The organism is Fulvivirga sedimenti, assembly GCF_020328055.1.
Map to the genome: position 1 here is coordinate 760,159 of NZ_JAIXNE010000004.1, position 19,903 is coordinate 780,061.

Genomic DNA, 19,903 nt, shown 5'->3' on the forward strand with positions numbered 1-19,903 from the left:
ACCTGAATACCGGGAAATACATTGTTTTTCGCGCAATTTTATATTTTGCAAAAAACGCTTCTATGGAAACGACACTTTCTACGAATACTAAATACTTCAGATTTATTTTGTTGTCGGCCCTCGTCGTCTTACATATCTGTGCTTCAGGCGCATCGGTTGATACTATTTTTGTGAAAAACAATGCTTTGAAGGAATCACTTCCGACTGCGGTAGTGCTGCCTGACTCCTATGCCGATTCAAACAGGGAATACCCTGTCCTGTACTTGTTGCATGGCGGGTCTGGTAGTTTCCGGGACTGGCTTACAAAAACCCCGGACCGAAACCTTCTGCACGATCTGTCAGATAGGTACCAGATCATTATTGTTACGCCCGAAGGATCTTCGCTGGGATACTATTTCGACAGTCCGCTTAATGAAAAAAGCCAGTACGAATCCTTCATCGCCGTGGATGTCGTAGCGGAAATAGATGCCACTTTCAGGACGGTTGGGGAACGGAAAGGTCGCGCCATCGCGGGCTTATCAATGGGTGGCCATGGTGCCTTTTTCATCTCAGCCAGGCATCCGGATGTTTTCTGCGTGGCCGGCAGTATGAGCGGAGTGATGAATCTCAATACAGAAACCTGGAAGGTGCCAAAGGAATTTGCAGATATGCGCAAAAAGACCTTCGCTGAATTACTCGGTGCCCCTGCTGAAGGTATTATATCCTATCCTGATTATTCAGCAGTTGGACTTACAGAAAATATGAAGACCAACAATGTAAGACTGATCTTTGATTGTGGAGTAGACGATTTTTTAATTGAGACTAATCGCATGCTGCACCAGAAACTCCTGGATAACGGCACAGCCCATGATTATACCGAACGCCCGGGTGGTCATACCTGGGAATACTGGGGAAATGCCCTGCCCTATCAGGTACTCTTCATTACCAATGTGTTCCGGGAAAACGGAGTTTTAATACAAGACTAACCTAATAATAACCTCGGCAATTCGACCGCCCGCTCCACCATCGCATTCGCTATGGTGGATAATTCTGTAATCAATAAAAAGGCCGTCTGGTGTTGACGGCCTTTTTATTGACTTACTTTTCTGAATTTCGATATTTATCGAACCAGTACAATACTGCGGCAACTTTTGCCACAAGATTACTTGGCCGGTTGGCGATACCATGCGAGGCATTAGGTATCCGAACCAGCGCAGTTTCTACCTTCTGAATTTTCAATGCGGCATAGAACTGCTCCGACTCAGGAATGGGAGTACGAAAGTCCTGTTCTCCGGTTAGCAACATCGTGGGAGTCTTCACATTGCCAACGTAGGAAAGAGGTGATCTTTTAAGATAGGATTCAGGGTCTTCCCAGGGCTTCTTATCAAACCAGTATTGATAGAAAAACCCTGGTCCATCAGCATAAAGCACGAAGCTGTACCAGTTAATCACCGGCTTTGCGACTACAGCTGCCCGGAAACGGTCTGTTCTACCCACAATCCAGGCAGACAGGACACCTCCACCGCTTCCGCCGGTAACAAACAGCTGATCACTGTCGACATAACCCTGGCTGATCACTGCATCAACACCCGACATCAGATCATCATAATCATGATTTGGATAGTCATGATGAATCAGGTTGCCAAATTCCTGACCATATCCGGTACTTCCACGCGGGTTGGTATAGAGCACTACATATCCGGCCGCGGCATATAATTGTATTTCCGCTGAGAATACCGATCCATAGCTGGCAAACGGACCACCATGAATTTCCAGAATCAACGGATACTTTTTCGAAGGATCAAAATCTGGCGGTGTTACTACCCATCCCTGTATCTCCCGCTGGTCATAAGATGACTTCCAGCGGATTTCTTTAGTCTGACCAATTTTGCGAAACGAAAACAGATCGTCATTCACATGGGTCAGACGTTGTACCTCTCCTTTATTCCAGATGGCCAGATCAGCAGGATGGTCGGGTCCGCCCAGCGTAAAGGCAAAGCGGTTATTGGTTGATACAGAAAACGACGAAGCATTATAGGGTCTTCCCAGTGATAAACCACCCATTCCCTCCAATACCGTCCGAACTTTGCCAGTAAGGGCAACATGCCCGATCTTATCATTCCCGTTGTCAGTATACTGGAAGTAAATCCCTGATCCGTTGGCTTCCCATTGTACATTATCAATGTCCCTGTCGAGGTCTGCCGCCAGTAATTGTTTACCACTTCCGTCGGTATTCATAACATACAACTTAGTAACAGTATATCCCTGGAATGTATCATCAAAACCTGTATAGGCAATTTTCTTTCCATCGGGCGAGAGAACCGGCGAGGCATCCGGACCGAAACGATCGGTAAGCGTCTCGATAGACCCATCCGATATCCGAAGCCTGTGTATTTCACTATTAAGCGGTTCAAATTCATGATTTTCACCCAAATTCGCTGAAAAATAAAGATGTTGTCCGTCCGCAGACCATTCCGGCGCTCCATGATCATGTTCTGAATGTGTTAGCTGACGCGGCGTACCTCCATCAGTAGACAGTACAAAAAGTTGCATAAAGCCATCCTTGAGATAGCCCTGACCGTCGGCGCGGTAATTCAACTCATCAATATAGACGGGCGGTGAATTCCAGACAGCCCCCTCAGGCTTGGCAGGAAGTGCAATTGGCGAAGGATCCGATTTCGGAACAAACATATTAAAGGCCAGGTACTGATCATTTCTTGACCAGGAAACAGCACCCGGTGCCGTTGGCGTATTGGTCAGCGCCACGGTCTTTTCGGTGTCCATCCACATCATAAAGAGCTTCATCCTGTCGTCCTGCATATTTGACTTAAATACGATCCTGGTTCCGTCATGAGACCACTTAGGTGCAACATCATTATGGTTTCCGGTCGTGAGAGGCCGGTTTCCGGTTCCATCCGAATTAATGATCCATAGATTGGACAGGTTTTTATCGGTCATAATATCCTTGAAACTGCGCACATAGACGATCTTACTGCCATCAGGTGAAATCTGGGGGTCGGATACCAGCTCCATGTTGTATATATCGGTGAGTTCCAGGCTTGCGCCTGTTTGAGCCAGACTGGCAAAGGCAATCAACAGAAGTGCAACAAGAGGTGTAATTCGTTTTGTCATGATATACGGTTTGTGGTTGAATACGTAATATATTGAAAATCACTTTCAATCAGACTGTTTAATAAAAGCAGTTAAAAATTTATTGGTTATTTTTTGTAACCTTCCTGATACCTGCCGGTACTACAGTTAGGCAATTAAATATTTAACGCTATTATCTTGACAGATTTCTCGGACAATGCATTAATGCAGCAAGTAAAAGCCGGTGAACTCGATAAGCTCGGGCTTTTATTCGAACGGTACAAAAAGCCTGTCTTTGGTTTCTATTACAATATGTTCCGGGATATGGATGAATGCGAGGACCTGGTTCAGGTTTGTTTTATGCGAATACTGAAGTACCGTAATTCATATGAGGCAAACGGGGAATTTAAATTATGGCTGTTTCGGATTGCACGAAATGTGGGCAACGACCACTTCCGCAGAAGGAAGAATGTCATTGAAGATAGCCTGGAACATTCACTGACAAAAATTTCAGATTTAGCTCCCAGCAGTGAAGAGGATATTACGAGGGAAGAGGAATTGATCATCCTTCGGCAGGCCATGAATCGCCTCGACCATGAAAAACGGGAGATTCTAACGCTCAGTAAAATTGAAGGGATTCGGTACAAGGAAATTGGCGAGATCATCAACTGTTCGGAAAATACGGTTAAAACAAAGGTTTTCAGGGCACTTAAGGCCCTCCGGTCTGAATATGATGCAATACAATCTAAAGTGTAGATGATGAGAGATGAACTAATTAAGAAATTTGACGAGGGAACTGCCAGTGAGCAGGAACTCAGGCTCCTCGAAGAAATGATCCATGCTGGCGAGGTTGAAATTGCGGAATTGGCATCCCTTAAAAAATTTGGAGAGATGTTTTCAAATGTTCCGGAACCTTCAGAAACAATGACTTCCAGGTTTTATTCAAGCCTTGCAAAAGAATTGAAAAAGGAACGCCGGCCATCAGTTTTAGTAAGAATAAATCAAGCCCTTCAATTCAATCCGATCGCACGATGGGCTTTTGGGATAGTGCTGATCGCGGTAGGTTTCATCGCTGGAGAATACGTCAATACGCGTAATAATGTAGATGAAATTAAAACCCTTACCGCAGAGATTAACAATGTGAAGGAAGTCATGCTTCTGACCATGCTGGAAAAGGAGTCTATCAACGACCGGCTTAAAGCGGTGAACCTCACACAGGATATGCCCACGGTGAGTGATAAAGTGACAGAAGCGCTCCTTCAAACACTGGGGAATGATGAGAATGTTAATGTACGGCTGGCTGCTATTGAGGCACTGATACCTTATGTAAACCAACCGGCTGTGCGAAAAGGGTTGATAAATTCGATCTCGAAACAGGAATCACCCCTGGTCTTACTGGCACTTTCTGAATTGATGGTGGCTCTGCAGGAAAAAGGCGCAGTTGAGGAATTCAACCAAATATTACGGAATAACAACACACCGGACGATGTCAGGTCACAATTGAAAAGCAACATCGACATACTAATCTAAAAACTCATGAAAAACATTCTACCCCTCCTGTTGATGCTGCTTGCCACGAGTGCGCATGCGCAATTCACCGATGACAAGCAGCTGAACATACCTACAGAAAAAGTACTTTACCTGCCCAACATAAACGGATCCATCACGGTGATCGCAGAGAACCGGTCAGATATTATGGTTTCATACCAGCGGGAACTCAACGCACCCGACACCGAAATACTTGAGAGAGCAAAATCTACCGTGGTGTTACAAACTAAATCTGTGAATGATACTGTCTTGGTATACATCGATGGAATTTGCGGTTCTGAAAAATGGAAAAACACCACCGCAGCGATAAATAAACGGTCCTGGTACACTGAAGATTGCAACGATAAATTCCGGTTCAAATTAGATATGGAACTGCGTGTTCCTGCGAACCAGGATCTTCATCTGTCAACGGTCAACAATGGCGACATTTCAGTGAGCGGAGTATCCGGAATGATGAGCCTTCACAATGTGAATGGTTCAATCCGTGTGGATGATGCCGCGAACGTGATTAAGGCGCGAACGATCAATGGAGATGTGGATATCGCTTTTTTAAAAACACCACAGTCGGGCTCATACTACACCCTGAACGGAGATATCAACATGAACCTGCCCAAAGGTTTCAGCACACGGGCTACTTTCAAGAGCTTTAACGGAGACATTTATACCAACGTACCTGATGTTCGGCAAGAACCGATGATCACAAAAAAGGAAGAAAAGGGAAAAGGAACATCATTCAGGGCAGAATTAAATACGATGATCACAATACGTGAGGGAGGCGGGCTGCTCGACATTGAAACATTCAATGGAAACGCCTATATCCGTGAAAATTAAACAGGTCAATTTTAAACACTAAAATATTTCAGCATGAAAAAGCTCATTATCATACTTACGATCCTTGTTATCTCGGGCGGATACTCAGGGTTCTCCCAGGATTCAGGGGAACTTGTGGTACCCTTTAGTGACCCGGCAAAACCAAAGAAGGTGATTGTCGACCTCAGACGCGGATCCATCGAAGTTGTTGGTTCAGATCGCCAGGATGTCAAGATCTATTATGAACCCACTGATTCCAAAATGAATGAGAACGGAACGTCATCTGATGGTCTGAAGCGGATTGCCAGTGCGTCACTTAATCTTGAAATCAGTGAAAAGGATAATACAGTCGAAATTGAATCAGACTCCTGGAATAAAGGTGTAAATGTGAAGATAGAGGTTCCCTACCGGGTAGATCTGCATGTAGAATCGTATAACGACGGGGATTTGTTTGTATCAAACATCAAGGGAGAAGTTGTTGCCGATTCCCAGAATGGACGCATCACTGCTGAAAACATTTCCGGTTCTTTGATCGCAGATACATACAATGGCGCAATTCGCGTGACGTTCGATGAGATCAAACCCGATACACCCATGGCATTTTCCACTTACAATGGGGACATCGATCTCACTCTTCCAGCCAATTTCCGAGGTTCGATGAAAATGAAAACCGCTCGTGGTGATATCTTGTCCGGATTCGATTTCACACTTGAAAAATCAGAACCTGAAACGAAAAAAGACACAAAATCCGGTACTTATAAGATTTATATGGATGAATGGGTACGAGGGAAAATCAATGGGGGCGGACCGGAATTTATGCTTAAGAATTATAATGGGAATATTTACCTGAGGAAAAAGTAACCAATAAGAGGCGGATCATTGATTCGCCTTTATTGTTTTTTGTCCCCGCTCCGGCTAATATTTTCTATTGCAAATGCATTGAATCATAAGTATATTATGATGGATTAACCAACATCAACACTATGACATTCAATGCACTAACAATTAAAACAAGCACATTGATACCGATCCTGTTAATTTGTGCAGGATTTTTTTATGGGTGCAATACCAACAAGACCGAAAACGATTCGGATGAAGACATTGTGGAAGCACTCGCTCCGGAGCCGACCTATATTGAGTATACCGTAACCGGGATGAAATTCGACGGTCCGACTACCATACCTTCGGGCTGGACCACCATTCGATTGAATAATTTGTCGGCCATGACGCACTTTGCCCTTGTAGAAAGAATTCCGGACTCCATTAGCGTGGCGGATCAGCAGCAGCTCGTGGCACCTGTATTCCAGAATTTTATGGATAACTACAATGGAAAGCCTTTGAGTGCACCGGATGCCGGAATGGAACTCCCGGCATGGTTCGGCGGCATTGAATATCTTGGCGGACCGGGACTGGTAGCTCCTCAGTACGCAGCTGAAACCACTGTTTTCCTGGAACCTGGAAATTATATGCTGGAGTGTTATGTAAAAACTGACGGCATTTTTCATAGTTACAATCCCGATCCCGATCAAATGGGAATGGTTCTTGGGCTAACAGTTACCGCTGAAAATAGCGGACTGGCAGAACCAGTACCAACAATGGAGGTTTCCGTTTCTTCTACTGAAGGGATCACCGTAAACGGATCTCCCGCGGAGGGGCTCAATATCGTGAAGGTAACGTTTACCGACCAGGCCGTTTATGAAAATTTTGTCGGCCATGATGTACACATCGTCAAACTTGATGAAGATGCAGATCAGGCCGCGGTTGCGGCGTGGATGAACTGGACCACGCCCGATGGATTACAGACACCATCGCCCGCCACTTTTGTTGGTGGTGTAAACGATATGGCTGCAGGGGGAGTAGGCTATATCCACGTAAACCTGGAACCCGGAACCTACGCCTGGGTTGCTGAAATTCCGGACCCCGCATCCAGGGGAATGTTTCAGGTCTTTACTGTTGGGGGTGCAATGTAGATAATTAGGTTTTATTGAAGACAAGACAGCCTGTCCGTGAGATTTTGTACATACAAAATCTCACGGACAGGCTTCATTGCTTTTTAGAGTTATGCATTCCCTTTGAAGGAATATGTGCTATATTAAATGAGAAATAAAAACCACCATGAGAACATATTCCCGGATATTACTACTTGTTATGCTCACGGCCTGTTCCCAGCCATCAGAACAGAAAGAAAATACAAGTCCCGAAATACCCATTGAGGAGATTTTTGAGGATTTTTATGAGGAACGCATCCGTTTTAATCCGTTTGAAGCAACGGCTGCAGGCGACAACCGCTATAATGATACGATTCCAATATTTATATCAGATAGCTATCAGCAACGCCTGCTTGACTTCTATACATCCTATGCAGAGAAGACCCGCGCCTACCCGGAAGATGTATTGTCAGAATCGCAGAAGCTGTATCGGGATGTTCTTCTGTGGGAATGTGATGTAAAAAAGGAAGGGCTTGAAAATATCTACGGCGTGGTTACCACCCCATTATTCGGACTCCCTGCAATCGACGTAGCACCCATCAATCAGATATTCAGCTTTCACCTCTATGTCTCACAGCTGGCTAATGGAACCGGTGCCCAACCATTTAAAACCACTGAAGACTATTACGACTGGCTCAGCCGCCTGGAAGATTATTTACAATGGCTGGATACAGCCAAAGCGAAAATGAAAGAAGGTATATCGGCAAAATTTACTCTTCCCCGGGTGATTGTTGAAAAAATGATCCTGCAGCTGGATGCCTTTATTGATACGCCGGTCAAAGAACATACATTCTACCAACCCGTAGCCAACCTCTCAAATGACCTTCCTCCTATTGAACATGAGGTACTGCCCGCGAAATATGCCGAATTCATCGAAAAAAAATTAATCCCCGCCTACACCGATCTGAAGAATTTCCTGAGAGATGAATATTTGCCGCAAGCGGTTGAAACAGCGGGCATAGGAGCACTTCCCGGTGGCAGCGAAACATACCGGTACCTGGTGAAATACCACACCACGACGAATATGACACCGGATGAAATCTTTGAACTTGGAAAATCAGAGGTGGAACGCATCTCCGCAGAAATGGAAAAGGTAAAGACACAGCTGGGATTTCAGGGAACCCTGTCCGGGTTTTTTGATCACCTGAGATCAAAGCCCGAACTCATGCCTTTTTCTTCAGCAGAAGAGGTACTGGCTAATTTCCGACAGATCCATGACCGAATGCAACCTCAACTGAACATTTTGTTTAATCAGAAGCCAAAATCTGCTTTTGAGATCCGTCGCACGGAAGCCTTCCGTGAAGCATCTGCCTCTGCAGAATATTTCCCGGGGAGCATAGATGGCAGCCGGCCGGGCATATTCTATGTACCCGTACCCGATGCGACTTCCTATAATATTGTCGGCGACGAAAGCCTCTTTCTTCACGAAGCAATTCCGGGGCATCATTACCAGCTGTCCCTTCAGCAGGAGAATCAGGACCTTCCAAAATTCATGCACACCGAAGGCCTTGGAGTGTACGTGGAAGGCTGGGCACTCTATGCAGAATCACTCGGTAAGGAACTCGGACTGTATGAAGATCCGTACCAATATTTTGGAATGCTCAGCGCAGAAATGCACCGCGCGATCCGACTGGTCGTTGATGTGGGAATGCACGCAAAAGGATGGACCCGCGAGGAAGCAATTCAGTACTCGCTCGATCATGAAGCCGAAAGTGAAACGTCCATCACTGCAGAGATTGAACGGTACATGGTTGCACCAGGACAAGCACTGTCGTATAAGATCGGCCAGCTCAAAATCATCGAGCTTCGCAACCGCGCCGAGGTGGAACTGGGCGATGCATTTGACATCCGCGCATTCCATGACCAGGTCCTCGGAACAGGAAGTTTGCCACTGGTGCTGCTCGAACAAAAAATAGACGGATGGATTGATGCGAAACAGGTAAACCCGTAAATTATAATTTTTAGATTAGTCTAAATTTACATTCGTTTTAAATTATATTTTATTATTAATCAAATGATTAATTAACTTTAACTAACTCATTACTTTAATTAAAAGACACATGCCACATATCACAGCAAACAGGTCTGATCTTCTTCATTATCTTCCTGTCACCATCTGTCTCTGCCTGTTTTTCGCCCTGACATCCTGTGAAAAACCACAAGAAAAAATACAGCTGGAAGAGCTTACAATTGCTGAAATACACCGTGCGTTTCAGGCAGGTAACTATACAAGCGAAGACCTTGTAAACGCGTACCTGGAACAGATCGAAATGCTCGAACCCAGGCTTAATGCCATCACCGTTTTGAATCCTGCGGCCGTGGAGGAAGCCCGAAATCTTGACAAGGAATTCAGGCAGACCGGAAAGCTCAGGCCCCTTCACGGGATTCCTGTAATCGTTAAAGACAACATCAACACTGCCGGGATTTTAACGACCGGCGGATCCCGTGCACTGGAGAATTTCGCTCCCTCGGAAGATGCCCCGATAATACAAAAACTGAAGGACGCCGGGGCCATCGTTCTGGCAAAATCGAATATGGCGGAGTGGGCCTTCTCCCCCAGGCATTCGGAAAGCACGACGTTCGGAACCACCCATAATCCATACGACACTGCCCACGTACCAGCCGGCTCAAGTGGTGGAACCGCAGCAGCCATTGCAGCGAATATGGGAACTGTCGGACTCGGAACGGACACAGGAAATTCCATCCGGGGCCCCTCCTCCCATTGCTCGCTTGTTGGTTTCCGTACAACCCTTGGACTGACCAGCCGGTCCGGGATCATACCACTCTATCTTCGTAATGATGTTGTCGGTCCCATGTGCCGTACCGTTGAAGATGCAACACGGGTGATGCAGGTAATGACCGGCTACGACCCCGCCGACCCCATTACAAAATATAGTGAAGGCAGAACCCAAACTGATTATCTGCGCTACCTGGATAAAGATGGACTAAAGAACAAACGCATTGGTGTCTTGCGCATCCTCAGTGATAATGATCCTGATCCGGAAATCAGTGCCCTGTTCAATCAGGCTGTTTCAGACCTGGCCGGACAGGGAGCGACCATCATCGATCCTCTCAATATTCCGGATTTCAATGCCCTTCGCCAGAATCAGTGGTGCTCCGTCTTCCAGCAGGATGTCGAGGAATTTCTTGCCACATACGTGAAATCAGATTCTGTTCAAACCATAGAAGACATTATCAGGATCGGCACGAATAGTGAATTCGCCCTTCAGCGGCTTCAAAATTCCCTCGATTTCGTTGGGAGGTACAGCGATGCAATTGACGCGCCCTGCGGTGATGCTTATTCTGACAGCCTTCGTATTGCTTTCAGAAACGCCATTGAAGGCGTAATGGACAGTCTCCAGCTGGATGTGATCGTGTATCCATCCTGGAATAACCCCGCTGCACTGATCAATGATTTCCAGGAAGGCTATCGCGGAGATAACAGTCAGATCATTTCTCCACATACCGGACAGCCGGCTTTCACGGTCCCCATGGGATTTACCTCTGCCGGTCTGCCCGCCGGAATCCAGTTCCTGGGAAGAATGTACAGTGAGCCCGTTCTGATCCAAATGACCTATGCCTATGAACAGGCAACGCTTCACCGTAAACCCCCAAAACTTTAGAAAAATGAAACTAATCACCGTTTTATTCCTTTTGATCGCCTCTTCTGCTTTTGGCCAGATCACAACACTTAAGCTTGGCTCGGATATCTGGCCGCCATTCACCAATGAAAAGCCCGAAATGGCCTTTGCGCTGGATGTTGTATCATCCGCGCTGGAACGGTCATTTGTCAAGCCTGAAATCGTCATTCAGGATTTTGAAAAAGTTCTTGATGACCTTGAGGCCGGAAAGCTCGATGGCAGTGCCGCCCTGTGGAAAACTCCTGAAAGAGAATCCTTCCTGCTTTTCTCACAGCCTTATTTACAAAATCAATTGATCCTGGTTGGCAGGAAAGGATCTGATGTTTCGGCAGCCACCCTGAACGATCTGAACGGAAAAAAAGTAGGCATAGTTTCAAATTATGCGTATGGCGATGACCTGAAAGGTGAGACGGCAGCCAGCTTCATTGCCGGCACGAGCGACCAGGAAAACCTGGAAAAACTCCTGGAGAATGAAATAGATTTTATGCTCGTAGACGCCCTGCTCATACAGTATGTTTTGCGATATCAGTCAGAAGAAGCGGCGCGATACCTGGAAATCGGCACAAATAGTCTTCTGACAAAGTCCCTTCATTTCGCCATTCGAAAGGATCATCCGGACGCTGCAAATATCATTGTAAAATTCAATGAGGCTATCTTGAAAATGATTGGAGACGGCAGTTACAATGAAATCCTGCAGCTCAACTGGATAAAGGCAGATGTTGATGGAGATGGAAATGTAGAATTGCTCCTGAAAGGTTCCGCGGCAGGCACACAGGTCCCCTCAGGCAGCTATAGCGTTTGGTTTAATTCCGAACAACCTACCAACACGCTTACAAGCGGGTTTTATATTGATGGAAAGTATTATGATTCCTGGAATGACATTCCTTCCCAATATAAAACGCCGCCTTCAAACCCACTCGACGTTCAGCCGGTCAACATTCTGAACTTTAAAATCAAATAGCCAGAACGTCTTCCCTTTAATCTTGTTAACCTAATATGGAAGGAAAAAGCAAGGATTTGTCGGCACTGGAAATAGACAGGATCATTGAAATGGCATGGGAAGACCGTACCCCTTTCGATGCCATTGAAAACCAGTTCGGCGTGAATGAAAAGGAAGTCATTCAGATAATGAAGCGCGAAATGACGCTGAAAAACTGGAAAAAATGGCGCGAGCGGGTTCAAAACCGGGCAACCAAACACCAGGCAAAGCGAAACTCAGAAACAGATCGCTTTAAATCCAATGCCCAACGTATCATCACAGGCAACAGGATCAGTAAACGTTGATGCGGAATTTTGCGCAACTCATGTTATTTTTAGTATATGGACTCGCTGTCAATCAATGATCATCTGAAGCTCCAGCCTATTAGCAGGAGCTTTTCAAAAGAGATCTTTACCCATTTCTCCAGCGACATCGTCCGATATCTTCTGGTAGAAAAACCTCCGGAGGCTATTACCGATACGGAAGCATTCATTGATCTTTCGGTATCCCAGTTAAAAAAAGGAACGGATATCGTATGGGTGATTCTGCATCAGCAGGAATTCATCGGGTGTTGCGGCATCCACAATATCCCGTCGCGTAAACCACATTTCGGACTTTGGATCAAGAAGGAGGCTCAAGGCAGGGGTTTTGGCAGCAGTGTTACTGAATATTGCATGAAATGGGCCGTGAAGACATTGGATATAGATTATATTCGATATCCGGTTGATATCCACAACAAACCAAGCATAGCGGTGATCGAGAAGCTCACCCCGACGATTCATGGATCTTACAAGATGGGTGAAGGCAAAGTCCTTGAAGTGAACGAATATCGCCTTTACAGGGAATAATTAAAGATTACTTGTTTCTAACATAAATCAGCTTAAACCTTCCCCCACTCTGATCTTTTTGCTCAATCTCAAACTGGTTGGTTGATTTGAAAAGCGGGGTAAGCTTGTCGAAACCAAAATTTCGCGAGTCGAAATTCGGTTGCTTCTTGAGAATCAGCGATCCCACGTCGCCCATGAAAGCCCAGCCATCCTCATCGGCAGCGTCATCCACTGTTTGTTTCAGTAAACGGATCACTTTTGGCGTGATCTTATCTACATTTGATTTTATGGTCTTTCCCTTGGATCCGTCAGACTCCTGATCGGTGTGGAGAATTTCAAGATAAATAAATTTATCACAGGCAACGATAAAAGGATCCGGTGTCTTCTTTTCCCCAATTCCGAATACCTGCATTCCTGCCTCCCGTAATCGTGTCGCCAGCTTTGTAAAATCGCTGTCGGAAGAAACCAGGCAAAATCCGTCGACACTTCCTGAATAGAGGATATCCATCGCGTCAATGATCATGGCTGAATCCGTGGCATTCTTCCCGGTCGTGTAGCTATATTGCTGAATAGGGTTAATCGCTGTTTCAAGCAATACATTTTTCCATTTTGCCAAATGAGGCTTGGTCCAGTCACCGTAAATCCGCTTGATGGTGGGTGTCCCGTATTTGGTGATCTCCTCCATCATTTCCTTAATATATTTTGATGGCACATTATCCCCGTCGATGAGGACTGCCAGCTTGTTATCTTTTTTCATATACCTAAAGATACGCAAATAATAGCCCCTGATAATGAAATAGTCGCCATTCTCTGTATATATACGCCAAAATCAATACATATATATTCAAAATGTGATTGATTCTTGGAGAAGTAACAAAAAGGTTTGATACATTTGAACTAAAGAAATTCACAAGTAAATGAAAGATTTTTGGGATGAGCGATACCGAGAACCGGAATACGCTTATGGAACCAAACCGAACCAATTTTTTGCACACGCTCTAAAAGAACTTAACCCTCACGGAAAGATTTTTTTACCTGCAGAAGGCGAAGGCAGAAATGCCGTTTTTGCGGCATCTTTAGGCCTGGAAGTCGTAGCATTTGACATCAGTGAAGAAGGAAAACGCAAGGCGGAAGCACTGGCAGCAGATAACTTTGTGGATATTAATTATACGGTAGGAAATCTGAACCAGCTCAAGCTCGAACCGGAATCATTTGATGTGATCGGCCTGATCTATGCGCATTTCGAAACATATATCAAGGTTGCTTATCATAACCAGTTTATATCACTGCTTAAACCCGGTGGATTTGTAATCTTTGAAGCTTTCAGCAAGAACCATATCAAATTCCAGAAATTAAACCCTCATGCAGGCGGTCCGAAAAACGTAGATATGCTTTTTTCCATTGAGGATATGCACAAGTTATTCGCGGGCCTCGAAACCATTACCCTGGTAGAGAAACTGATCGATCTGGAAGAAGGTAAGTATCACAATGGTAAAGCATCAGTGATTCGTTATATCGGACAGAAACCCGTGGAATAGCCAAGTATTACGGTAGCGTCTTTGGATGAAATCCAATACCTTCGTCAAATGGAAGTATTCAGGATTACCGCACCACGCGCCAAAGAAGTCCCCGTCATCGTAAGTTCTCCGCATTCAGGCATCCGGTTTCCCGATTCTATTTCCATTAAAGCGGAATTTGCCGGGAACCCGGATGATACCGACTGGTTCATAGATCAATTGTATGATTTTGTTCCGGATATGGGTGCTACCCTCATTTCAGCGGTTTATAATCGATGGGTGATCGACCTGAACCGGGACCCGGCTAATAAGCCGCTGTATTCCGACGGCCGTGTGATCACCGGACTTGTTCCGCTAACTACATTCAATGGAGCAGCATTGTACGATTTGAATCCCGGCGAAAAAGAAATTCAAATCAGGATTGATCAGTATTTCCGGCCCTACCATGATAAGCTCTCGGAACTCATCAGTGAAAAGGTCAAAAAATTCGGGAAAGTGATTCTGTTCGACGCTCACTCCATCCGAAAGAATGTACCTGGAATCAGACCTGAGCCATTTCCCGATTTGATCCTCGGTGATGATGAGGGAAGATCTGCGAGCGACAGTGTAATAACCGCAGCCATGAAAGCCCTGACAGATTCCCCGTTCCAGGTAGCACATAATGAACCTTTCAAAGGCGGATATATCACGCGCAACTATGGCGATCCTGAAAAAAATATTCATGCCCTTCAGCTTGAAATGGCTAAATTGAATTACCTGGATGATTCCGAAAGGCTTTATGATCATGCACGTGCCGGACAAATCCGAAAAGTGCTTGAAAATTTATTTACCAATCTGATCCATGAAGTATCAATTTAAAGCGCTCTTAACAAACCATGGCTGGATGGAGAATGCCACCATAACAGTTGATGAAAATGGACTGATAAAGTCGATTGCAACGGACGAAGACAAGGAAAGTAACGAAGGTGTGAATGGATTGGCACTGCCAGGGTTCCAGAATGCGCATTCCCATGCCTTTCAGTATGCGATGGCCGGACTTGCTGAAGTTCATCCGCATCACAAATCGGCAGACGACTTCTGGAGTTGGCGCAATACCATGTACGAAATAGCACTGTCTATCAGTCCTGATACGTTATTTGAAGTAGCTCTTCTACTGTATCGACAAATGCTGCGGCATGGATATACCTCAGTAGCAGAATTTCATTACCTGCACCATGACCCGACGGGTGAACCGTATTCAAATTTAGCTGAAATGGGGGAACGTCTTGCCGCCGCCGCAGGACAAGCTGGAATTAAGATCACGCTTATTCCCATGTTTTATCAGCGTGGCGGTTTCGGAAAACCAGCTGAAAAGAATCAGCGGCGGTTTATTTCCAGAGATCTGGATACTTACATGAAACTTCTTGATGCATCCCGTTCTGTCATCAAACAATACGCGGGTGCGACACTCGGCATGGGTGTCCATTCACTTCGAGCAGTTGATGGCGATCTCATCCGGGAATGTTTCCAACTTCGGCAAAACGGAATACCTTTTCACATCCATATCGCTGAACAATTGAAAGAGGTTTCAGAATGTGAGGCATTTTACGGAAGACGGCCGGTAGAATGGTTCCTTGAATCCTGCCAGCCGGATCATACTACACATCTTGTACACGCCACTCATTTGACGGAATCCGAGGTTTGGGGTATCGCTGCCTCCGGAGCAAATGTCGTTCTTTGTCCCTCAACAGAAGCGAATTTGGGCGACGGATTATTCCGTTTTCACGACTTCAAAATGGCTGGCGGTAAATGGAGCATCGGGACTGACAGTCATATCGGTCTTAACCCTTTTGAGGAATTGCGGATGCTCGATTACGGTCAGCGCCTGATCAGTCACCGCCGGAATACCTTCACCCTTGAAGATAAAGCTGACAGCGGATTTAATGCTATTGAAATGAGCATATCCGCAGGGCGTTTGGCAATGGGCAGAACAGACCATCAATTTTTCGATATAGGTATGCCCTTCGACGCCGTTGTGATAGATGCAGACTCACCTCTGTTGGCAGGATCATCACCGGAGCAATGGTGCAGCACCCTCATTTACACCGGTGATGTTTCCGATGTCCTGGGCACTATTGTAAACGGTCAGTGGAAATATCACCGCGAAAGTCATGATGCCTTTCCGAAAACTGTTCAAACATTTCTGAACCTGCGTAAAAGATGAAGACCATTCATGCATTGACACTCATGATCCTTTTCCTGATCGGATCAGAAAACACAGTTCAAACAAAAGATCGCAGCCGAGATTCCATGCTGGTTGGCACCTGGAAATTTGAAGGCAGTGAGATACTTTTTACTCATCATAAGGATCGGGTGGATAAGTGGCTGACCGATACTCTTTATTTTTATGAAGATCACACGATGAAATTCTCGTACCGGAAGGAAGATGGCATATTACGAACTCATCACAGCAAATGGAAGCTTGTGAACGATAACGAGCTGGTATTTTACGAACGGAAATTAAAACACAGTATCACAGAAGAGCTGCCGGAAACTTCGTTACGTATCGACATGTTTTCACGAAGGAAACTGACCTTGCAATCTCCCATATTCAACAACACCAATGCCGTACAGGTAATGAACGTTTATTTCCGAAAAATCAGGGACTAAAGTCTATTGCATCTCACCTACCGGAATGCTTTCCAAATCCCTGATTAACACAGGCTCACCGAACCCCAGATCTTTAAGCTTTTCCATCTGAGTCGCGGCATCACCCACGACTACATAATACATGTTGTTTGGATTCGCATACTTTTTGGCAAGCTCACGGATTTCCTCAATCGATATATCCTTAACCGCTTGTTCACGATCCTTTATGTACGATGCATCCCATCCGTATTCGCTCAATTTCTGAAGCATATTCAGCTTTGCGCCCGCCGTTTCAAATGCACGTGCATTACTTTTCAAATAGTAGCTTTTAGTGTTTTCAAGATCTTCTTCGCTAAACGTCTCCGGATAATCCTCAAGGATTTGTTTTACAAGAGCTGAAGACTCATACGTTACATTGGTACGAACTCCACTGAAAATTCTGAAGGGCCCGGGCAACGCGTCTCCCTCGAAACCGGAGCCAATTCCGTACGTATAACCTTTACCTTCACGAAGTTCCTGGGTAAACCGGGAGGCAAATCCCCCGCCTCCGAGAATATAATTCATAACTGTCGCAGGGTAATAATCCGGATCCGTCTCAGGCATGGCCAGGTACCCGAAATACAAGACCGACTGCTTGGCACCGGGAACATCATAAAAATATACTTTAGAGGATGCCGGCTGAGATGCATTCAGTACATCCGGAAAATCAACATCCTTCGGAACCCATCGTTCCTGCAGCCCGTCAAGCTGAGCTACGATCTCATTTTGCCCCAGTGAACCCACCACATGCATGTTTGCCAGGTTGGGAGTAAAATTGCGCTCATAATAATCTTTCAGGTCATCCATTGATATCTCCTGCACACTCTGAATAGTACCAACTGAATTGCTGGCAAGGATATTATCACGATAGATCAGCTTCCGGAAAACTTCCCCGGCAAGCGCATTCGGGTTTCCCTTTGACTGCTCAATCTGGCTTAAAATTTCCTGCTTTGTAAGTACAAACTCAGTCGAATCCCAGCGTGGTTCCATTAACATTTCCTCCACCAGCTCCATGGTGGCGGCATAATTCCGTGATAATGTTGTTCCCGAAACCGATATATGCTGAGCGCTGGCATAAATATTGATCCGGGCGCCCAACGCATCAATCGCCTGTTCAAGCTCAAGCGGAGTCTTTCCTGCTGTACCCTTGGTAAGCATCTCAGCTAACATGTTTGAAACCCCTGTACGGGAAGGATCCTCAAGCAACATACCACCCTTAATGTCGATTACAAACTGTACTAAAGGAAGTTCATCCGACTGAATCCCCAGAATTTTCATGCCATTGGAGAGCTCTGTTTGCCATACATCAGGCACAACAACTTCCGCACTCTCACCATAAGGAGGCTCGACTGTCCGGTCGAATGATGACGCCGTACGTTCATAACTACTCTCACCTGGCGTCTCGAACGTCTCGCCTTCACCGCTTTCGACAATCTGTTCTTCAATCACTTCAGCCAGGGTAGATTCTGCCAGGGCAAGGCCGGCCGTTCCCTTCGGCACAAAACTGGTGACCACATAATTCTTATCACGTAAATACTTCTGATATACCCGCTTCACATCCTCAACGGTAACAGCAAGCGTCTTTTTTATATCTTCATTGATATACCCGGGGTCACCGGCAAAAATATTATACTGCGCCAATTGAAATGCCTTACCTAATACGCTCGAAAGACCATTGTAATAATTGGTTTCAATTCCGGCCTTGATCCTGTCCAGATCAGCCTCATTAAACCCTTCCGTTTCAAACCGCCGCAATGCTTCCCAAACAGCCGCCTCAACTGTATCCAGATCCACACCGGGATACGCGCGAACCTGCAGCCTCATCTCCCCTGCAATTTCCGATGTATAGTCATACATCGAGACATCTGAAGTGAGTTGCTTCTCCTCCACCAGCACTTTGTAAAACGGTGCATCCTTTCCGGTAGTCAGAAGTTCAGATAAAATACTGAGGGCATAGGAATCCGGGTGGTAAAGCTCAACCGCAGGCCAAACCATGTTCAGTTCAGGCAGTCGCGCAAAATTATCCTCATGATAGAGTCTGCGCGTTTCAGGCAATTCAACAGGCATAACGGGCAAAGACTCAACCGGTTCGCCGGATGGAATCTCATCAAAGTACTTATGAACCAGTGCTTTTGCATCCTCAAGATTAAAATCTCCGGCAATAACGAGCGTGGCATTATTCGGACCGTAATACTTCTTGTGAAACTCCTTGACATCAGCCAATGTAGACTGTTGGAGGTCTTCCAGCGTACCAATCACCTCCCAGCTGTAGGGATGTCCTTCGGGATACAGATTTTTTGTTATTACGTAATTGGTGTGCCCGTACGGCCTGTTATCATTACTCTGTCTCTTTTCATTCTTCACCACTTGCTTTTCCTTTGTCAGAACCTCATCCGTTACCGTATTGATGAAATAGCCGACCTTATCAGCCTCTGCCCAGATCATCTTTTCCAATGCATCCTTTGGAACGGTTTGAAAGTAATTCGTCCGGTCTCTGCTTGTGGAACCATTTGCTCCCGAGCCACCGATCCGACTGCTCATCTTATCCAGACCACCCTTCCCGAGATTTTCAGATTCAAGGAAAAACAAGTGTTCAAAAAGATGTGCAAATCCCGTTTTTCCCGGCTTTTCCCGTGCCGACCCAACATGAAAAGTAAGTGCCACAGCCACAACAGGATCCGAATGATCCTGATGAAATACTACTTCAAGACCGTTGTCCAGCGTGATCTTTTCATATTCAATGGACAAGCCAGTGCTCTCACCTGAATCCTCAGATGTTTCCTTGGAACAACCTGAAATGATGATGGATGCCATTAAGGCGAAGATGGAAATTCTTACGAATCGAATCATAGGGGTA

Annotated in this window: 18 protein-coding genes; 15 read left to right on the top strand and 3 right to left on the bottom strand. The window is 45.6% G+C overall.

The genetic code is table 11. The annotated features are described in order from the left end of the window. Positions 1-62: 62 nt before the first annotated feature. Positions 63-965 carry an alpha/beta hydrolase gene (locus tag LDX50_RS21395; protein ID WP_225698249.1) on the top strand — a complete coding sequence of 301 codons (903 nt, stop codon included), beginning with the start codon at positions 63-65 and terminating at the stop codon, positions 963-965. 112 nt (positions 966-1,077) lie between these two features. On the opposite strand, the gene LDX50_RS21400 is transcribed toward LDX50_RS21395, so the two are convergent. Then, entirely contained in the window at positions 1,078-3,111 is a 2,034-nt protein-coding gene (locus LDX50_RS21400) for a S9 family peptidase (RefSeq protein ID WP_225698250.1), read from the bottom strand. Positions 3,112-3,267: 156 nt separating this feature from the next. Between LDX50_RS21400 and LDX50_RS21405 the strand changes: the two genes are divergently transcribed. From LDX50_RS21405 to LDX50_RS21450, 10 genes are all read left to right on the top strand, one after another. Next, positions 3,268-3,825 (top strand): RNA polymerase sigma factor, encoded by a 558-nt coding sequence (locus LDX50_RS21405; protein ID WP_225698251.1) that lies wholly within the window; start codon positions 3,268-3,270, stop codon positions 3,823-3,825. Continuing rightward, positions 3,826-4,599 (top strand): HEAT repeat domain-containing protein, encoded by a 774-nt coding sequence (locus tag LDX50_RS21410; protein ID WP_225698252.1) that lies wholly within the window; start codon positions 3,826-3,828, stop codon positions 4,597-4,599. Positions 4,600-4,605: 6 nt separating this feature from the next. Next, positions 4,606-5,448 carry a DUF4097 family beta strand repeat-containing protein gene (locus LDX50_RS21415; RefSeq protein WP_225698253.1) on the top strand — a complete coding sequence of 281 codons (843 nt, stop codon included), beginning with the start codon at positions 4,606-4,608 and terminating at the stop codon, positions 5,446-5,448. Between the two features lie 33 nt (positions 5,449-5,481). Next, positions 5,482-6,288: a DUF4097 domain-containing protein gene (locus LDX50_RS21420; RefSeq protein ID WP_225698254.1), complete on the top strand. Its 807-nt coding sequence runs from the start codon at positions 5,482-5,484 to the stop codon at positions 6,286-6,288. Between the two features lie 122 nt (positions 6,289-6,410). Beyond that, positions 6,411-7,397 (top strand): hypothetical protein, encoded by a 987-nt coding sequence (locus LDX50_RS21425; RefSeq protein WP_225698255.1) that lies wholly within the window; start codon positions 6,411-6,413, stop codon positions 7,395-7,397. A 145-nt stretch (positions 7,398-7,542) separates the two neighbouring features. Then, on the top strand, positions 7,543-9,366 hold the full coding sequence (locus LDX50_RS21430; RefSeq protein ID WP_225698256.1) for a DUF885 domain-containing protein: 1,824 nt from the start codon (positions 7,543-7,545) through the stop codon (positions 9,364-9,366). A 109-nt stretch (positions 9,367-9,475) separates the two neighbouring features. Continuing rightward, on the top strand, positions 9,476-11,038 hold the full coding sequence (locus LDX50_RS21435) for an amidase (protein WP_225698257.1): 1,563 nt from the start codon (positions 9,476-9,478) through the stop codon (positions 11,036-11,038). A gap of 4 nt (positions 11,039-11,042) precedes the next feature. Then, positions 11,043-12,017: a substrate-binding periplasmic protein gene (locus LDX50_RS21440; RefSeq protein WP_225698258.1), complete on the top strand. Its 975-nt coding sequence runs from the start codon at positions 11,043-11,045 to the stop codon at positions 12,015-12,017. Positions 12,018-12,052: 35 nt separating this feature from the next. After that, positions 12,053-12,340, top strand: coding sequence for a TIGR03643 family protein (locus LDX50_RS21445; protein ID WP_225698259.1), 288 nt, complete (start codon positions 12,053-12,055; stop codon positions 12,338-12,340). 36 nt (positions 12,341-12,376) lie between these two features. Beyond that, a complete protein-coding gene (locus LDX50_RS21450; RefSeq protein WP_225698260.1) occupies positions 12,377-12,883 on the top strand; it encodes a GNAT family N-acetyltransferase in 507 nt (168 codons plus the stop codon). Between the two features lie 7 nt (positions 12,884-12,890). Here the strand turns inward: LDX50_RS21450 and LDX50_RS21455 are convergent, their stop codons facing one another. Beyond that, positions 12,891-13,619: an NYN domain-containing protein gene (locus tag LDX50_RS21455; protein ID WP_225698261.1), complete on the bottom strand. Its 729-nt coding sequence runs from the start codon at positions 13,617-13,619 to the stop codon at positions 12,891-12,893. Between the two features lie 160 nt (positions 13,620-13,779). Here LDX50_RS21455 and LDX50_RS21460 point away from each other — a divergent pair, with 160 nt between their 5' ends. Genes LDX50_RS21460 through LDX50_RS21475 form a run of 4 tightly spaced genes read left to right on the top strand, consistent with a single transcriptional unit; the run spans position 13,780 to position 17,028 of the window. Continuing rightward, positions 13,780-14,400: a class I SAM-dependent methyltransferase gene (locus LDX50_RS21460; protein ID WP_225698262.1), complete on the top strand. Its 621-nt coding sequence runs from the start codon at positions 13,780-13,782 to the stop codon at positions 14,398-14,400. Positions 14,401-14,448: 48 nt separating this feature from the next. Beyond that, positions 14,449-15,237 (top strand): N-formylglutamate amidohydrolase, encoded by a 789-nt coding sequence (locus LDX50_RS21465; RefSeq protein ID WP_225698263.1) that lies wholly within the window; start codon positions 14,449-14,451, stop codon positions 15,235-15,237. Then, positions 15,221-16,582: a formimidoylglutamate deiminase gene (hutF, locus tag LDX50_RS21470; protein ID WP_225698264.1), complete on the top strand. Its 1,362-nt coding sequence runs from the start codon at positions 15,221-15,223 to the stop codon at positions 16,580-16,582. Before LDX50_RS21465 ends, hutF begins: the two co-directional genes overlap by 17 nt. Continuing rightward, positions 16,579-17,028, top strand: coding sequence for a hypothetical protein (locus LDX50_RS21475; protein WP_225698265.1), 450 nt, complete (start codon positions 16,579-16,581; stop codon positions 17,026-17,028). Before hutF ends, LDX50_RS21475 begins: the two co-directional genes overlap by 4 nt. Before the next feature lie 3 nt (positions 17,029-17,031). On the opposite strand, the gene LDX50_RS21480 is transcribed toward LDX50_RS21475, so the two are convergent. Then, positions 17,032-19,896 carry a M16 family metallopeptidase gene (locus LDX50_RS21480; RefSeq protein ID WP_225698266.1) on the bottom strand — a complete coding sequence of 955 codons (2,865 nt, stop codon included), beginning with the start codon at positions 19,894-19,896 and terminating at the stop codon, positions 17,032-17,034. Between the last annotated feature and the right edge of the window lie 7 nt (positions 19,897-19,903).